Origin of the sequence: Asanoa ferruginea, assembly GCF_003387075.1 — a bacterium.
Taxonomy (GTDB): Bacteria; Actinomycetota; Actinomycetes; order Mycobacteriales; family Micromonosporaceae; genus Asanoa; species Asanoa ferruginea.
Genome location: NZ_QUMQ01000001.1, coordinates 5,540,289 through 5,557,976, shown reverse-complemented (window position 1 = coordinate 5,557,976; position 17,688 = coordinate 5,540,289). Strand labels below are relative to the sequence as shown.

Sequence of the window (17,688 nt, the reverse complement as noted above, 5' to 3'; positions counted from 1 at the left end):
CAAGTTGCGTCATCTGACACTGTCGCGCGGTTCGCGCCCGCTCGTAGCCTCCCGATCATCGATTGGCAAGGAAACGAGGTGCGGGTAAACCATGCGAATCGTTTGGCGTTCCGTCGCGGCCGGCTTGGCCGCGTGGCTCACCGGTCTGCTTGTCGTCTGGCCCTTGCTGAAGCTCGTCGCAGCGCTGGGCGGCCCGGATGCCCCGCTCGCCAGGACCCTGGGCGGCACCCCGGGCGGCGTGCTGGCTGCGGCCGCCGGGGGCACCGGCGTGCCGGTCTCCTGGTCGGTGCCGATGCTTGGCCTGGCCGGACGGGTCACGCCGGGCACAATGCTCGCCCAGGGTTCCTCGCTCGTGATGCTGATCGCGGCCCCGATCGCGGCCGGATTGATGCTGCGGCTGCTGGCGCGCCGGGACCTTGTCCCGGCCGCGGCTGTTGTGCACGCGCTCGCCGCGACCGGCGGAACCTTGCTGCTCGGCGTCCTCCAGCGGCACGAGGTGGCGCAACTGGCCGTCGCGCCCGTGGCCGTCGGACTCGCGACGCTGATCTGGTCGGCCGGGATCGGACTGGTCCGGTTGCCGCGCCGGGCGGCGGTGCTGCCGATCGTGCTGGTCGTGGCCGGCGTTCCGCTGGTCGCCACGCCAGCCCAGGCAGCGGCCTACCGGCCGCCGGGGGTGGACGGTGCGCTCGCCACGGCCCGCAAAGAAAGCGGTGTCGGTTTCGCTGCGGTGCGCGACCGGCGCCGAGGAGTGCCGTCCACCCTTACCCTGCACAGCGCGATTGGCGGCGGCGTCGACTCGTGGCTGCGCGGGCACGCGGGGCTGTTCGGCGTCACTGACCCGGCGTCGCAGCTGAGCCTGATACGCCGCACGACGGACTCGCTCGGCGTGCAGCACGTCCGCTACCAGCAGGTAATCAACGGAGTGCCGGTGTTCGGCGCGCAGGTCACCGTGCACCTGAGCGCCGGCGGCAGATACGTGCAGACGGTCGGCAACGGGCTGCGGGCAGACCTGAGGACGCCGTACACGACGCCGTTGGTCAGCGCGGCGCGGGCGGTGCAGATCGCGCGGCTGGCGCTGCCGGGCGCTTCGCCTGCGCAGCCGCCCAAGCTCTACCTCTACCCCATGTCCGCGGGCACCGCCGGCGCGCGGACGGACGCGCCGCTCGTGTGGGAGGTTGCGCTCGGCGACGACAACAGCGGTGTGGCCAACTTCTACTACGTCGACGCGCGGGCGGGCCACGTCATCGCGGTGCGGGACGGCACCGAGCACGTGCTGCACCGCATCATCTACGACCTCAAGAACCTCGCGTACGGGAAGGTGCCGTTCCCGGCCGTGGCGCGGGTCGAGGGCGGACCGCCGAGCGGACAGCAGGATGTCGACGAGGCCTACGACGGCACCGGCGCCACGTACCGGTATTACCAAGGGTTCGGCCGGGACAGCTATGACGACCACGGCTCGATCCTCGCCTCGTACGTCCGGGCCAGCGACTTCCACAACAACGCCGGCTGGTCGCAGGTCAGGGAGGTGATGATTTACGGCCCGAACATGACCGCCATCGACGTCACCGGCCACGAGCTCACCCACGCTGTCACCCAGTACACGGCCAACCTCATGTACCACTATCAATCGGGCGCGTTGAACGAGAGCTTCTCCGACGTCTTCGGTGTGTCCGTGCGGCGCTTCGAGACCGGCGCGTCGCGCTGGGACATCGGCACCGAGACCGCGGCCGGCACCCTCCGCGACATGGCGCACCCCGAAAGGTACGAGCAGCCGGGTCACATGAGGGATTACGTGACCACGTGCTCCGACAACGGTGGGGTGCACACCAACAGCGGGATTCCGAACAAGATGTACTACCTGCTCGCCACGAGCATCGACCCGGACAAAGCCGAGGACATCATGTACCGGGCGCTCACCGAATACCTGAGCCCCGAGTCGCGGTTCCTGGACGCCCGGATCGGCGAGATCCAGGCCGCCTGGGACCTGTACGGCAAGGGCTCCGACGAGGCCGAGGCCGTCTCCGACGCCTGGGACGCGGTCGGCCTGCCCGACCCGGAGGACGCCACGCCCCCGGAGGACACGCCACCGGACCCGGACGACCCCACCTGCCTGTGCGTCTTGGCGACCGCCGTGTCCGGCAACGGTGGACTCGACCCGTCCGGCGCGAGCGTCGACGCGGTGCTGGCTTCCCTGCTGCACATGCGCGATCTGATTTCCGCCGGCCAGACCCCGGCGCTGGTCCGCTACGGCGACCTGTTCTATCGGTACAACGACCGGCTCACCGCGCTGACCGACGCCAACCCCGCGTTGAAGCAGCAGCTAGCGCGGACGATCCAGATCGTCCAGCCGGCCTTCGCCGCGGTCGGCACAGGCGCCGGTAACACCACGATCGTGACCGCCGCGATGATCGCCGCCGTCCAGTCGCTGCTCGACGCGATCGCCGCGGCCGACGGTGGCCTGTTGGCCGTCGAGATCAACGCCGTGCGTGCCAAGGCCGACCTCAACCAGATGGTCGGCCACCCGGCCAATCAGGACCTGTCCTACTTGGACGGTCACCTGTGAGGCGCCTGCTGCCCGCCGTGGTCGCGGCGCTGCTGCTCGCCACGTTCGGGCACGCGCCGCGAGCCGCCCTCGCGATGCCCGCCGGCGGCGACCTCATCGTGCTGATGCGCGACCGTGCCGACCTCAGTTCGGTGGCCCGGGTGCGCGGTCACGCGGCCCGGACCACCCGCGGGTACGAGCTGCTGCGGGACACCGCCGAACACAGCCAGCGCGACCTGCGCGCCTGGCTGACCCAGGAGAAGGCGTCATACCGCCCGTTCTGGGCCGTAAACGCGGTGCTGGTGCGCGGCGCCGACCGGAAGCTCGCCGCGAAGCTGGCGGCCCGCCCCGACGTGGCCTCCGTGCAACCTAACCGCACGTACCGGCTGCCCGAGCTCGTCGAGCCTGAGGCCACCGCGGACACCGGTGCCGGCGTGGAGTGGAACATCGCGGCGACCCGGGCGCCCGAGGTGTGGTCGGACTTCGGCACCCGGGGCGACGGCATCGTGGTCGCGAACATCGACACCGGCGTGCAGTACCAGCACCCGTCGCTGGTCCGGCAGTACCGCGGCAACAAGGGCAACGGCGTCTTCGACCACAACTACAACTGGTTCGACCCGTGGCGACTGTGCGGAACGCCCACCGCCGGGCCGTGCGACAACAACGGTCATGGCACGCACACCATGGGCACGATGGTCGGCGACGACGGCGCCGGCAATCAGACCGGCATGGCGCCCGGTGCCCAGTGGATCGCGGCCAAGGGCTGCGAGGCCGAGACGTGCACGACGATGAGCCTGCTGCTGGCCGGCGAATGGGTGCTCGCCCCGACCGACCTCAACGGCCAGAATCCGCGCCCCGACCTGGCCCCCGACATCGTCAACAACTCCTGGGGATCCGACGTCGACGACCCGTTCTTCTCCGATGTGGTCAACCGCTGGAACGAGGTGGGCATCTTCTCGGCCTTCGCGGCCGGCAACGTCGGGCCGAGCTGTGGCACGGTCGGCTCGCCCGGTGACTACACCACCGCCTACGCGGTCGGCGCGTACGGCAGCAACGGGGCCATCGCCGACTTCTCCAGCCGCGGTGTGACCGGCGCGGCCGACGCCAAGCCCGACATCGCGGCGCCCGGCGTCGACGTGCGGTCCACCGTGCCCTACGGCAAGTTCCTGGTCGCCAGCGGCACCTCGATGGCCACTCCGCACCTGGCCGGTGCGGTGGCGCTGCTCTGGTCGGCCGCGCCCGCCCTCGTCGGCGACATCGCCGGGACCCGGCAAGCGCTCGACCGCGGCGCCGTCGACGTCGACGACACCTCCTGCGGCGGCACCCCGGCCGATAATCCAGTCTGGGGCCAGGGCAAGCTCGACGCCTACGCCGCCGTCCAGGCTGCGCCGCGCGGGCCTACCGGCCAGCTCGCCGGCACCGTGACCACGGCCGCGGGCGCCCCGATCGCCGCCGCCACCGTGGACCTCTTCGGCGACAACAACGTACGGCGGCACCTCACCACCGCAGCCGACGGCCGCTTCGCGGTGACCGTGCCGGTTGGCGCGTACCGCGCCACCGGCGCTGCCTTCGGATACATCGATCGGACCGTCGCCGGCCTCACTGTGCGCGACGGTCAGGCAACGGCGACCACGATCGCCCTGCTCACCGCGCCGAGGTACGCGTTGCAGGGCACCGTGACCGACAGCGGCGGCTTCCCGGCGCCCGGCGTCACGGTGCTCCTGGCCGGCACGCCGCTCGCCGCGGCAACGACCGACGCAACTGGCGCCTACCGCATCGAGGGCGTACCGCCCGGGCAGTTCCCACTGACCACCTCCGCCGCCGCCTGCCTGAGCGCCTCGACCCGATGGGTCACCGTGGCCGGCGACAGCACCGTGCGCATCACCCCTCCCCCGGTGCTGGACGCCTCGGGATACCACTGCCAGCGGGCGGCGCCGCAGGGCGTGGCCGGCACGGCCACCCTGCCGCTGACCGGCGACGACGCGGCCACGCCGGTGTTCCTGCCGTTCCTGTTCCCGTTCTACGACAACCGCTTTGCGCTCGCGTACGTCACCACCAACGGTTTTCTGAATTTCCAGAAGTCGAACGTACTGGCCATCAACCGGCCGGTGCCGAACGCGACTGTGCCCAACGCCGCCATCTTCGCGCTCTGGGACGACCTCGTCATTGACGCCGCGGCCAGCGTGCGCACCGCCACCGTCGGGACCGCGCCAAACCGCGAGTTCGTCATCGAGTGGCACAACGCCGCCTTCTACGGCAGCACCGACCGAGCCACATTCGCCATCGTGCTGCACGAGAGCGGTCAGATCTCCATCGAGTACGGGGATCTGACCGGCGGCCCGGCGGCACACGGCGGCGCCTCCACCATCGGCATCGAGAACGCGGCCGGCGCCGTCGGCGTCCAGTACTCCTTGAACAGCCCGGTGCTCACCCCGCACACCGCCGTCTCCTTCCGCATCTCCGGCGCGGTCACCGGCACCGTCACGGGACCGGACGGCCGCGGGCTCGCCGCCGCCACCGTCCGTGCCACTCGGGACGGCGTCGTGATCGCCTCGACCGCCACCGACGCGATCGGTGGCTTCCTGCTGCACCTGCCGCTCGGCGGCTACCAGCTCGAGGCCGTCCTCGCCCCCTACGCCGCCACGAAGCTCCCGCTCGAGCTGACCGCCGACGGTGTCACTGTCACCCAGAACATCGCCCTGCGATACAACTCCTTCACGCTCACCGGAGTGGTCCGCGACGAGCTCGGCGCCCCGATCGAGGGCGCCGAGGTCACGGTCCGCGACGTGCAGACCAACGGCCCGGCTCAGTCGATGATCACCGGGGCGGACGGGGCTTTCCGGTTCCCCGGGCTCGCCGACCCGGGGTACGACTACAGCTTCTCGCTCGACGCCGAGACGTCGCCGTGCCTCTACCCACGGCACGAGCTGATCAGCGTGCACGAGGACACGGCGTACGACATGGTGTTGAGCGCAGTCGACAGCTTCGGCTACCAATGCCACGCGGCCGCTCACGGAACCTATGTGGATGGCACGACGACGGTTCCACTGACCCCGAAGCCCGGGCCGGACGGATACGGCACGATCGCGCTGCCGTTCCCCTTCCGCTTCTACCGCGGCACTTACACCAAGGCCTACGTGACCAGCGCCGGCTACCTGACGTTCCTGCCGCCCGCCTACGTCAGCGGCAGCAACGAGCGCCTGCCCTCCGACCAGAGCCTGACCCCGGACGCGGCCGTCTACCCGTTCTGGGACGGCCTCACCGTCGATGCCGCGGCGAGCGTGCGCACCGCCACGGTGGGCACCGCGCCGGACCGTGCCGTCGTCGTCGAATGGCGCAACGTCCTGCTCGACGGCACCGGCCTGCGGCTCACCTTCGAGGCGGTACTGCACGAGAACGGCCGGATCACCCTCAACTACCAGGACATCCCGGCGAGCCCCGCCGCCCAGGGGGCGAGCGCCACCATCGGCATCGAGGACGAGAAGAGCACCGACATCCTCGAGTACGCCTACTACCAGCCGGTCCTTCGCCCCGGCGCCGCGATCACGCTGATGGCGCCTGGCTCGGTGCACGGCAGGGTGCTCGACGCCACCGGCCAGCCGGTCGCCGGCGCCACAGTGCAGGCGGCCCATGGTGGCTTCGTGCAGACCCAGGCCGTCACCGCCGCCGACGGCAGCTACACGCTGCAGGCGCCGCTCGGCACGTACACAATCACCGCCGTGCTGGGCAGCCGCGCCGCCGCCGCCCAGGTGACCCTTCCCGCGGACTGGGCGGACATTGCTCAGAACTTGACGCTGTGACCGGTCGAGTAGGTCGGCGGCGGCGGCGGCGCAAGGTGCATGGGATTCGTCTCGTCATCTCACAAACGGCGGCGCTGCTACGTCTGGTACTTCAGACGCAGAACGTCGAAGAAAGTGAAAAGAAGATGCGAATCCGTCGATCTATCGCGGCAATCAGCGCCATCTCGCTCGGCGCCGTGCTGGCCGGCACGGCGTCGGGGGCGATCCCAGCGATAGCCAGTCCCGATTCAGCGGGCACAGGCAAGCTGGCGGCCGCCACGACGTCACCTGCCTTCCCCACGTTCGTGCATCTGCCAGCCGATCAGGCGGCGCATCCGAATGTGCCTCAGGAATGGTGGTATGTGGTCGGCCACCTCAACGCCGGCGGTCACCGGTTCGGCTACGAGGTCCAGATCGTCGGCGGTCAGACACCGCAGACCTTGATGGCGATCGCCGATCAGACGACCGGTGCCTACTACACGCAGAGCCAGAATTACTCGCCGGACCAGACGAGTTTTTCCACCACGGCCCTCGACGTACGCTCGCCTTCGGCGACTCTGTCGGGCCCGATGAACGCGATGCGTCTGCATGCTGTGCTGCCGGTCGGCGAAATCAATCTGACGCTTCGCGCTCAGGGGCCCGCGCTGTACAACAATGGGACCGGGCTGATGCCCTTTCTCGGCGGCACGAGCTACTACTATTCGCTGCCGAGCCTGTCGTCCAAGGGAACTCTTACCGAGAACAACCACACCTACGCGGTGACCGGTGACTCGTGGTTGGACCGCCAGTGGGGTACCTGGGACTGGAGCACCGTGCAGAAATGGACCTGGATGGCGATACAACTGGCCAACGGCGACCGGGTCAACCTCTGGGACATGTTCGATCCGAGCGGCGAGTTCCCCTACGCGACTGTGCTCCACCCGGACGGAACCCACGAGATCGTCGCGGTGAACCCGCTCGCCAACGGAACTTCCGCATTCTGGACCAGCCCGACTACAGGCAAGCGCTATGGCACTCGGTGGACCGTGAACATCCCCGCGCTGGATGCCAGCCTCAGCGTCATCGTCCAGCCACAGGGCCAGGAAATCCAGGGTGACGGCGGCATTTTCGAAGGCGCGAGCAGCGTCACCGGACGGTACCGCGGCAAACCGGTCACCGGCCAGGCCTACGTCGAACAGCTCGGCAACTGGCAATAGACCAACGCCGCCCCGGACCACCTTGTGTGCTTCCGCAGCTCTCGAGCGTTCGGAGGCGGAGGGACAGCTCTCTGCCTACTTCCTGAGGAGGATCCATGCGTCCAATCAAGCGACTTTCCATGGCGGTGAAGGCAAGCGGGGTCGTGACGGCGGTTGCCGTCGCGGTGTTCGCAGCACCCGCCGCCCATGCGGCGAGCAGCGCTACGGTGGTACGAGCGACGAAGTGGGTAGGAGGATGCGAGGCGGTCCTCTACAGCAACTCGTCAGCCCAGGCCAGATCTCGCGTCTACAAGAGCCAGGGTGCTCCCTCCACCGAGAAGTGCACTGGGTGGCTGGAACGACAGGCTACCAACACCTCCGACTGGGAAACCGTTTCTGGCTACCACACCATCACTGCACCGGGCGCGAGTGCCTACACCGGGTGGTATGACGACTCCTACGCGCAGAGGGCAACAGCGTGTGTGGAGTCGTGGAACACTATCTACGAAATCGAGACCGCCTGCACGGCAGCCTGGTAAATGGACTTGCGGACTCCGCTGCCGCGATGTTCGGGCGTTGACCATCCCGGATGACCGGCGGAGACAGGCAACGTCCGGACGCAGCATGATGCGCAACCACTGAAGTCTCCGGTAAATGGATTTCGACCAAGAAAGCCATTTACCGGAGACTTCTGCCGCCGTCTCAGGTCCCTGACGGCTCGACCTGTTTGCGGATGCGGCGGATCCGCAGCGGAGGCCGTCGAAGACGATGGCGAGCGCGCGGGCTTTCACCTCGTCGTCGAGGTCCGCCGCTGGTCGAGGCAGTCGGTGAAGGTCGGCCATTTCCAGCCGTCATGGGTGCCGACGTGATGGCCGACCCACGTACAGCCGACGCCGTAGGGTCGGAGGTCGTCGACGTGTCTCGCTCAACGAGCATCGGTATCCGCAGACCGGGCACGAGGCCGAGCCGCTCAACACGTCAGAGCCGTTTACGAGATTGGACTGTCCATACGGGACGCTGCGGCTCATCGTTGTGCACGAGGATGTCGACGCGGTCAGTCGGGCGGACCCTCGCGAAATAGAGCTGCTGTGAGGGGATGTAACGCTCGCGCCAGCGTCGTTCAACGTCGGCCTGAGATGACACCTGACGTTCTCGATTCACGGCGCGATCCACGGTTCTCTCGAGCTCGATCGATACGAAGATGCGCACGTCCCACTGGTCAATCAGTTCGGGGCGCATCAGGAAGACGCCGTCGAAGAGCAGGACGGCGTCGTCGGGGGCAATGGTGACCGGCGGGGACGACGCTGTATCCGTTGTGTGGTCGTAGACCGCGTGCTGGAAGCGTCGATCTCCGTCCGGGCCGAGCGGATCGAGCAGGACCCGGTTCAGCGCGTCGTAGTCGTGGGTGTCGAAATAGCAGCCCTCGGCTGAGTATTCACCGCGCGGATAGCGCTGTGCTCGGGGGAAGAGGAAGTCGTCGATCGTCGCGCGAATGACGTGGCGGCCCCGTGCGCGCAAGATGATGGCCAGCTCGTCAGCGAGGGTGGTCTTGCCTGCGGCGGGCGGCCCGTCGATGGCAACTCGCGTCGGGTGTTCGGCCGAGACGGACCCGACCGTTTCAGCCAGGTGGTCGAGCAACTCGTCGCGGATTGTCTTTTCCATATCCTGTCCCCCGCTTCGCGAAGATCGCCGTACCGAATGGAACTGCGGTGGTCACCCATTGAAACGAGCCATCACAGCTTGGTCAGGGGGATGATCCGGCGGAACTTGCCGCCGGGTTCCTGCTGTGGCGGTTCGTCGGCGCGTTCGAGGGCGATGTCGGCGATCTTCTGCTCGGTGAAGAGGTGGGCGATCTCACCGCGTACTGTCTGCCATACCTGGTCGGGGTCGGCGCCGCCCGCGGACTTCAGGCGCACGCGCAGGGTGGCCGGCGCGGTCTGGACGAGTTGGAATTGCCTGATGTCGGGGAGGCGGTCCAGCAGGGTGCCGAAGAGCATGGGTGACATGGTGACGGGTTCGCCGTGGTCGGTGGGGAACGTGAGCAGGTCGGCGGCGCGGCCCTGCACCTGAATGGCGGGGAACACGTTGCCGCACGGGCACGGGTCAGGGCGGAGCAGGACGCTGTCGCCCAGGTCGTATCGCAGGAACGGCTGCACCTGGTTGACGAGGTTGCTCAGTAGGACCGTGTGAGACAACGTGCCTGGCGGAGTCGGCCGGTGGTCGGCGTCAACGGGCTCCACAATGGCCCAGTCGCTGTTGACGTGGTACCAGCCGTGCGCACAGCCGATGGCGAGGAAGCTGCATTCGGTGGCTGCGTACGCGGCGCGGACCTTGGCGCCGAACGCGGCGCCGAGCCTCCTCCTGAGGTCCATGGTCAACGTTTCGCCGCCGGGGATGACCAACGCGGGACGGATGCGCAGGCGGCCGGCTTCCTGTTCTCCGGCTAGCACCGTGAGCATGCCGAGAAAGCCGCTGAGGATGGCGGGGTTGAACCGGTTGAGCTCGTCCACCAACTCCGGTAGCGGCTGGCGGATGGAGAAGACCCGCATCCTGCGGCCGAGGCGTGGGTGGTCCAGCTGGAACCGGGCCGTTGTTGCCACGGTGGAGAAGTGACCGCCCGGTGCGGTGAGGATGGCCGTCCGGCCGCCGCGGGCGAGTAAGCGGATGGCATCGCCGGCGCCCATCATGCCGGCCGCGCGCGACCCGAGCGCGGTCTCCATGCCCGTGCTCCGCTCGTCCAGGAGGAAGAGGCCGCGCACGCCGCTAGTGCCGGAGGTGGTGGTCACCAGGTATTTGTCCAGGAACCGGTGTCCGACGAGCCGGGGGTTCGCCACGAAGGCTTCCACCTGGTCTCGGGTCACCTCGCGGTCGGTGACCCAGTCGTCGAACCGGGCCATCAGCTTCTTCTTGTTGGTGACCGGGAGCAGGGACGGGTCGTCCACGCGCTGCGGAAGGTCCTGGTACAGCTCGCCGTAGTACGGCGAGTTCGCGCGCGCATGGGCCACGAGGTCGGCCAGGTGGGCACGCTGCCGCCCGGCGATTCCCGACGGGCCTTCCCGCACGGCATTTCGCGACTCGCGGGTGAGCTGTCGGATGCTCTCCCTCATGCTGCTCAGATCCTTTCCTAGGTTCCTTGCTGTCCCTGGTTTGGTCGCCGTGCCGGAAGCAGGCCATGGGCGGCGATGTCGAGAGCAAGCGTGGCGGCCTCCCACAGCTCGTCCTGAGACAGGCCGAGCTGGGCGCTGGTCAGACTGGCTTGCTGGATGGCGCCAAAGACGGATCCGGTCATCGCCGCTGCCGTTATCGGGTCCAGCTCGCCAGGGAACGCCTTCAGCAGCTCCGCTATGACCCGCCGCTGCACATCCAGCTGGAGATACACCCACTTCGCCTGCAGTGCCGGCGTCGTCAGGGCCAGCCGTGCCGCCGCCGACAGCTCCGCAGGCTCCCTGCGGGGAATGTGGGGACGGCGGTGGGCGTCGTACTCCTGCACTGCCCTCCGCAACACCTCACCAGGGCTCTCCTCGGGTCGGCGGTCCGCGACCGCCGCGAGCAGCACGTCGAGCTCCAGGTCGAGTTCGTTGAACAGGACATCGGCCTTGGTGCGGAAGTAGTTGAAGAACGTCTTGGTGTCGACATCCGCCGCCTCGGCGACCTGCGCCACCGTTACGTCGTCGTACCCGTGCTGGTCGAACAGCCGGATCGCTGCCGAGACGATCCGCTCCCTGGTCAGTCGCTTCTTCCGTGCACGCCGCGGCTCCTCCACAGCACCAACATACATCGCATGGAAACTTCCATCCAATGGAATAAGACGGTGACCTTCTGTACGCCCCGCGCTCATCCACGCTGCCGGGGCGCGTAAAAGGGGGCGGCCGAGCAGAAGGAACCACCGGCGGGGTCTACATCGAGCCCGACGACAACGGGCTGGGACGCTCACGCGGCAGGCTGACAACCAAGCCGCACTTGGTGGTGGCGACCGCGACCGAAGCCCTTCGCGAGGTCTTTGCCTCGATGCCTGACCGGCGGCCTACATCGGCGTGGTGACAGGGGAAGAAATCGCTTGACCGGCATGATGGGGTCGCTCCGTGATCAACCTCTCCAGTGAGCTGTCCACAACCGACCTCAGCGCTATCAAAGACTTGGAGCGCCGAGTGGTCGAGGCCGACGGCGGTCGGCTGAAGTTGGAGTGGAACGCCTTACGCGAACGCTCTGGACAGGACATCGAAAATGCCCTGTGCTGGGACGGCGAGCGACTGCTCGGCTTCCTGGGTATCTACACCCACAGCGCGCCCAACATTGAAATGGCCGGCATGGTCGATCCCGCCGCGCGGCGCCGCGGGATCGGCGCCGCGCTGCTGGATGCCGGGCTCCAATTGTGTCGGCAGCGCGAACACGCCTCCGTTCTGCTTGTCGTACCCCGCCATTCGGTGGCGGGACGGACGCTCGCACAGCGCAGACACGGCAGCCTCGACCACTCCGAGCATGCCCTCCAGTTGCTCGGCGAGCCCGTCGAGGTGCCCGCCGATTCCCGCGTCACCGTCCGCGCCGCAGTCCCGGCCGACCGACCGGCGGTGCGGGAACTTCTGCGCCTCGGATTCGGCTGGGAGCCCCCCGAGGACGCCGACCCCGACCCGAACACCCTCGTGGTCGAACGAGAAGGCCAGCTGATCGGTACCGCCGGGTTGAATCACGAAGGCGACCGGGCTGGCGTCTACGGCTTCGTCATCCACCCGGACCACCAAGGACGCGGCATTGGGCGGGACGTGCTGCATCGCATGTGCCACACGGCCCTCGCCGACGGAGCCACTGCGGTCGACTTGGAGGTGGCCACAGACAACGACCGAGCCCTGAACCTCTACACCTCCCTCGGCTTCCGGCCGGTAATCACAGAGGACTACTACGCGCTGCTCGACTAATGGCGGAACTCGTCGCGTCGAAGATCTGGGAGTTGGTGGCGGGCCGGGTCGGGCTATGTTCGCCGGGCGGATCGGCGGAATCCGCCGGGGGCCAACCCGTACTCGCGTTTGAATGCGTGGGCGAAGGCGAACTCCGACGTGTAGCCCACCTTCCTGGCCACTGTGGCCAGCGGTGCGTCGCCGTCGCGCAGCAGCCGCCTTGCGGCGGTCATCCGCCACCAGGTCAGGTACGCCTGTGGCGGCTGGCCGACCAGTGCGGCGAACCGTCGGGCGAAGGCCGCACGGGACAGTCCGGCCAGGGAGGCCAGTTCCGCGACGGTCCACTGCCGGCCGGGGTCGTTGTGGATGGCGCGCAGCCCGGCGGCGACGGCGGGATCGCGCAGCGCTGCCGCCCAGCCGGTAGCGGCGTGGGCGGACTGTTCGTCGAACCAGGCACGCAGGATGTGCAACAGGAGCACGTCCAGCAGGGCGGCCAGCATGGCGTCGCCGCCCGGCCGAGGTTGCTCCACTTCACAGCCGAGCAGGTTGACGGCGGCGTGTAGTCCCGGGTGGCGTCCGACCCGGGCCGGCAGGTGGATGACCTCCGGCAGGTCGTCGAGCAGCGGATGTGTCCGGGACCGGTCCAGCAGGTACGCGCCGCAGAGCATCACGGTCGCGTCGGCCGAACCGTCCGTCTGGCCGGTTGGTGGCACGTTGTCGTCTTGGCCGGGTGGGATCTCGGCCGGTGACGTGGCGGCGTCTACCAGCGGGGTCGAGGGGCTGTCGGCGAGGCCGTGGGCGGCTCCGTGGGGCAAGAAAGCCACATCCCCCACGCCGAGAGCGATCGGTACGCCGTCCGGCGGGAACAGCCAGCACGGCCCCTGCAGGACAATGTGGAACCCAGCCCCCGCGACCAGTGGGTTCCACATGCCGAACGGCGCCGGCCGGTGTACCCGGCCGGAGTGCGGTTTGCCGGTGCGCATGGCGGTGACGGCGTCGGAGAGCACATCCACCCGATCAACGTATCGCCACGATCCCAGCGAAGACGATCACGCATGAACCGTAGACGTTCACGTATTGGGAGCCTCGATCATGCCGCCATACGGTGAACGCGTCGGCGAGCTTGCCAGCCACCTCGCACGACATCCTTGCGCATCACTCATCGCTCGAACCAGGAGATCCACGTGAAGATCGCTGTCTACGGCGCGAACGGTTACCAGGGAAGGCTCGTCCTCGCGGAACTGGCCCGCCGCGGCATCGACATGCGGCTCGTAGGTCGCAACGCCACCCGCCTGCGCGAGGCCGCGACGACTGTGGGAACGGCCGCGGGAACAGGCGACGCCGATCAGCGGATAGCCGACACCGACGATCACGACGCTCTCGTCGCGGCCTTCCGCGGCTGCGACGCGGTCATCAACTGCGCCGGACCGTTCACCCGCTCCGGTCCCGCCGTGGTGCGAGCGGCCATCGCCGCCGAGTGCCATTACGTCGATACCGCCGGCGAGCAGCTCTACACCAAAACGGTCTTCGACACCTTCGCCGGCGACGCGGAACGCGCCGGGGTCACCGTCGTCCCCGCCACCAACGACGGCTGCGTCCCCGGGGACCTGATCGCCCATCTGCTCGCCGAACGCGTCCACCCGATCGAGGAGATCGCCGTCAGCCATTTCATCACCGGCGCGGGTGGGTTCTCCCGCGGCTCGCTGCGCTCGATGGTCGAGACGATCGACGCGGTCAAGGCTGGCGGCCTCAGCTACGACGACGGTGACTGGCGTGCCGGCACCCCCGCCCGGCACACCGCGGTCACTCTTCCCGACGCCCCGCAACCGACCGACGTAGTGAAATGCCCCTTGTCAGAGGTCGTCACCATCCCCCGCCACATCGAGGTCCGGCACGTCGAGAGCCACGTCGACGCTGCGGTCGCCGCCCAGTTGAACACCCCGCTCACTCCGGAAATCATCGACAGCCTGCCAGAAGGACCCACCGAGGAAGACCGCCGCACCCACAGGTTCACCTACCTCATCGACGCCTTCAGCCGCGACGGCCAATTAGTCCGCGGCGTTGTGCGGGGCCACGATACCTACGGCAGCACAGCCGTGATCGCCGTTGAAGCCGCCCGCCGCCTGGCCGCGGAGGGCGCCAAACCAGGCGTGCTCGCCCCGGCACAGGCGTACGACGCGACCAGCTTCCTCACCTTCCTCGCCCTACACGGAATCAGCTGGACCATCACCGTCTCCGACACCCGAGCCACCTCGTAAGGCACGGCGGGGGCGGGCATCCCGCGTGGCCTGGTCTCGCCGTGTCACCGACGACGGCGAGCACCTGAACGTGTTCGTGTCTGGTTCCACAAGCGATCGCCGCGGTTCGGGCTATGCGGTGACGAGAAGTTTGCCGCGGACGTGGGTGTCTACCAGCTCGGCGTATGCCTGGGGTGCGTGCGCCAAGGGGTACTGCCGGCTGATGGTGGAGGGCAGCGTTCCGTCCAGTGAGTGGGTCGCGAGGCGGTCGAGCCTCGACCCGCTAGGCCAGCCCGGATGAAGTCTCGCTATCGGTCGAGGTCGAGGGCGGCGAGTTGGCGACGGCTGGTGACGTTGAGTTTGGGAAAGGCCCGATGGAGGTGTTGGGCGACGGTGCGTGGGCTGAGAAACAGTTGTGCGCCGATGTCGCGGTTGGTGGCGCCGGTCGCGGCCAGGTGGACGACCTGGAGCTCTTGCGGGGTAAGCCTGCCGGCTAGTCCCGGCGCCGCGGCGGCATGGACTGAGCGGTCGCCGGTGGCTCGCAGCTCGGCATGCGCGCGAGCAGCCCAGAGCCTGGCGCCGGTGCGCTGGAAAATGTCGAGGGCGGCCCTGAGCCGGGTCCGCGCGTCGGCTCTGCGGTGCTCGCGTCGTAGCCACTCGCCGTAGGCCAACAGCGTGCGGGCCCGTTCGAACGGCCGATCGTCCCCCGGGCCGTCCCGCAACGCAGCGGCGAAATGTGCCTCTGCCTGGTCCGCTGGACTGAGCAGCGCCCGGCAGCGCGCCAGGATAGCCGGGCCACACGGGTCGAGGATTCGCCCTGCGTGCCGTTCAAGCTCCTCCATCAGTCGCCCGGCGACGGACCTTTCCCCCGCCCGGGCCGCTGCCTCGAGATGGTCGGCGGTGCTGCGAACCCATGCGCTGCTGCACGGCCAGAACGGCCACCGGTTTTCCATCCGGCTCACCGCAGCCTCATAACGGCCGTGCCCCAGGTCCAGCAACGCCAACGCCCAGGTCGCATCCGCCGCGCTCGGGGGCGTCCCGTGGTCGTCGGCGTATCGGATCGCCTCGCTGGCTAGCGCGGTGCATCGCTCGTCGTCGCCGTCCAGAGCTGCGAGCCAGGCCAACAGCCCGCGCAGGTAGGCCGCCACCGATTTTTGCTGAATGTCCACCGCCAGAGCCAGCGCCGGCTCGGCCGTCCGGACGGCGGCGTGATACCGCCCCAGCAGCGTCTGCGCACCGGCCTGATGGAACAGCGCGTCGGCAAGGTGGCCGAGAAGCCCGGCGGACCGAGCCTCGGCGACCATGTCCGAGGACACCTCCAACGCCCTCGCCGCGTGTCCGATGACATTCAGCGAGCGCGCTGTCCAGGTCTTCTCCAAGACCAGGGTGGGACGCGATGCGGTGAACATGGCCGCGTCCGCGGCTTGCCCCGTGATGATGCGGTAGTAGCCGTGTACCTGTTCAATGTATGGCTGAAAGTCATGGTCGGGCGGAAGGTCGAGGGAGTCCAACATCGCCACCGCCTCACCGACGAGCCGCGGATCGACACCATGGCCAGCCCAATATGCGGCATCCACCAGGAGCCTGGCCGCCTCCAGAGGCTCCTGCCCCGCGATCTCGGCGACGCCGTCGATAGCGACGCGCGCGGCCGTCAGCGGGTTGCCGCGGTCGAACGCCAGCCTCCCCCGGGCACCGGCCAGTCGGGCCAGGACGGCCGGCTCGTCGGTCAGCGGCAGCGCGGCGGCGCACAATTGTTCGGCATGGCCGAACTGCCCGGCCTCCAGCGCCGCTGCCGCGGCGGCCGCCAGCCGCCTCGCGCGGGCACTGTTTTCCTCGCTGAGCTGGGCTGCCCGCTCGTAGGCCCGCATCGCGGCGGCCTGGCCGTTTCGCTCCACGGATTTGTCGGCCGTCCGCTCCAGGGCCGCGGCGATCTTTTCATCCGGCGCGAAGGCCGCCAAGGCCAGGTGCCAGACCCACCGATGCGGGTCGGCCAGTTCCAGGATCTCCGCCAGTGCCTGGTGGACGGCCTGCCGGTCGGTGAACAACGCGCCCTGGTAGGCAGCGGCCCGCACCAGCGGATGCCGGAACCGCACCGAGCCGACGGTGACGACGACCAACCCGGCACGCTCCGCCTCGGCCATCGCCGCCACCGGCAGACCCAGACCGTCTGCCGCCCGCATCACCGTCGCCAGATCGCCGGTGCCTTCCGCGGCCACCACGACGAGCAGTGTCCGGGCCGCTTCACTAAGCCGGTCGATCTGCCCCCTGAAGGTATCCCGCAACCGATCGCTGATCGGCAGCGGACCGGCGCCGAGCAGGTCGTGCTCACCCACCGACTTGGGCAGTTCCAGCAGGGCGAGCGGGTTCCCGCCGGCGGTTTCCAGCACCCGGTCCCGCAGCCGACCCGACAACTCGGGCGCCTCCCTGGTCAGCAAGGCATCGGCCGCCTCGAGAGACAGGCCGCGTAACGGAAGGGTGGAAAGGCCGGCGGCGGCTAGCACGCCCCCGGGCGGCCACGCCTTCTCTCTGGCCGCTAGCACAATCCCGATCGGCTCGTCTCCGAGGCGGCGGGCCGCGAGACACAGCGCCTCGGCTGACGGGCCGTCGAGGCAGTGACCGTCGTCGACCAAACACAACAACGGGCCCTCGGCCGCGGCCTCCGACAGAAGCGCCAACGTAGCGAGTCCGACCAGGAACCGCTCCACACCGGCGGGCGGTCCCATCCCGAAGGCACCGCGCAGAGCCGATGCCTGCGGATCGGGCAGGGCGTCGACCCCGGCCAGGACGGGCCGGAGCAACAGATGAAGAGCGGAATAGGGCATCTCCGCCTCGCCCTCGACCCCGGCGACGCGCAGCACACGCATACCCGACCCGGCCCGCTCCGCCGCATGGTCCAGCAACGCGGACTTGCCGATCCCTGGCGCGCCCTCCACCACGAGCGCTCGGCCGGCGCCTCCCCGAACCTGACCGATCAGTCCATCGATGATCGCGAGCTCTGAATCTCTACCCACCAACATACGAATGCTCCTACAGCCCGGCAGGCGCACCAGGTCGCCGTCAGCA

The 17,688-nt window shown here is 68.9% G+C and carries 11 protein-coding genes; 6 read left to right on the top strand and 5 right to left on the bottom strand.

All coding sequences use genetic code 11. The features are described from left to right. The first annotated feature begins 91 nt into the window (after positions 1–91). The 4 genes from DFJ67_RS26020 to DFJ67_RS42355 all read left to right on the top strand — a co-directional run bounded on the left by DFJ67_RS26020 (position 92) and on the right by DFJ67_RS42355 (position 8,035). A complete protein-coding gene (locus DFJ67_RS26020) occupies positions 92–2,563 on the top strand; it encodes a M4 family metallopeptidase (protein WP_116070422.1) in 2,472 nt (823 codons plus the stop codon). After that, positions 2,560–6,342, top strand: coding sequence for a carboxypeptidase regulatory-like domain-containing protein (locus DFJ67_RS26015; RefSeq protein WP_116070421.1), 3,783 nt, complete (start codon positions 2,560–2,562; stop codon positions 6,340–6,342). The genes DFJ67_RS26020 and DFJ67_RS26015 overlap by 4 nt, the downstream gene beginning before the upstream one ends. Beyond that, positions 6,339–7,517: a lipocalin-like domain-containing protein gene (locus tag DFJ67_RS26010; RefSeq protein WP_147315602.1), complete on the top strand. Its 1,179-nt coding sequence runs from the start codon at positions 6,339–6,341 to the stop codon at positions 7,515–7,517. Before DFJ67_RS26015 ends, DFJ67_RS26010 begins: the two co-directional genes overlap by 4 nt. Before the next feature lie 95 nt (positions 7,518–7,612). Then, positions 7,613–8,035 carry a hypothetical protein gene (locus tag DFJ67_RS42355; protein ID WP_147315601.1) on the top strand — a complete coding sequence of 141 codons (423 nt, stop codon included), beginning with the start codon at positions 7,613–7,615 and terminating at the stop codon, positions 8,033–8,035. A 439-nt stretch (positions 8,036–8,474) separates the two neighbouring features. On the opposite strand, the gene DFJ67_RS26005 is transcribed toward DFJ67_RS42355, so the two are convergent. From DFJ67_RS26005 to DFJ67_RS25995, 3 genes are all read right to left on the bottom strand, one after another. After that, complete coding sequence (locus tag DFJ67_RS26005; protein ID WP_116070419.1) at positions 8,475–9,158, bottom strand: nucleoside/nucleotide kinase family protein; 684 nt, start codon at positions 9,156–9,158, stop codon at positions 8,475–8,477. Positions 9,159–9,229: 71 nt separating this feature from the next. Continuing rightward, positions 9,230–10,603: a phenylacetate--CoA ligase family protein gene (locus DFJ67_RS26000; protein WP_116070418.1), complete on the bottom strand. Its 1,374-nt coding sequence runs from the start codon at positions 10,601–10,603 to the stop codon at positions 9,230–9,232. 17 nt (positions 10,604–10,620) lie between these two features. Further along, a complete protein-coding gene (locus DFJ67_RS25995) occupies positions 10,621–11,259 on the bottom strand; it encodes a TetR/AcrR family transcriptional regulator (protein ID WP_203783069.1) in 639 nt (212 codons plus the stop codon). 319 nt (positions 11,260–11,578) lie between these two features. On the opposite strand from DFJ67_RS25995, the gene DFJ67_RS25985 reads away from it, so the two are divergent. Next, the gene (locus DFJ67_RS25985; RefSeq protein WP_116070416.1) at positions 11,579–12,409 is read left to right on the top strand and encodes a GNAT family N-acetyltransferase; all 831 of its coding nucleotides are present in this window, start codon (positions 11,579–11,581) and stop codon (positions 12,407–12,409) included. Positions 12,410–12,462: 53 nt separating this feature from the next. On the opposite strand, the gene DFJ67_RS25980 is transcribed toward DFJ67_RS25985, so the two are convergent. Continuing rightward, positions 12,463–13,401: an AraC family transcriptional regulator gene (locus tag DFJ67_RS25980; RefSeq protein WP_116070415.1), complete on the bottom strand. Its 939-nt coding sequence runs from the start codon at positions 13,399–13,401 to the stop codon at positions 12,463–12,465. Positions 13,402–13,572: 171 nt separating this feature from the next. On the opposite strand from DFJ67_RS25980, the gene DFJ67_RS25975 reads away from it, so the two are divergent. Then, positions 13,573–14,646, top strand: coding sequence for a saccharopine dehydrogenase family protein (locus DFJ67_RS25975; RefSeq protein ID WP_116070414.1), 1,074 nt, complete (start codon positions 13,573–13,575; stop codon positions 14,644–14,646). Positions 14,647–14,933: 287 nt separating this feature from the next. On the opposite strand, the gene DFJ67_RS25970 is transcribed toward DFJ67_RS25975, so the two are convergent. Next, positions 14,934–17,642, bottom strand: a complete 2,709-nt coding sequence (locus DFJ67_RS25970) for an AAA family ATPase (protein WP_116070413.1) — start codon at positions 17,640–17,642, stop codon at positions 14,934–14,936. Positions 17,643–17,688: the final 46 nt, after the last annotated feature.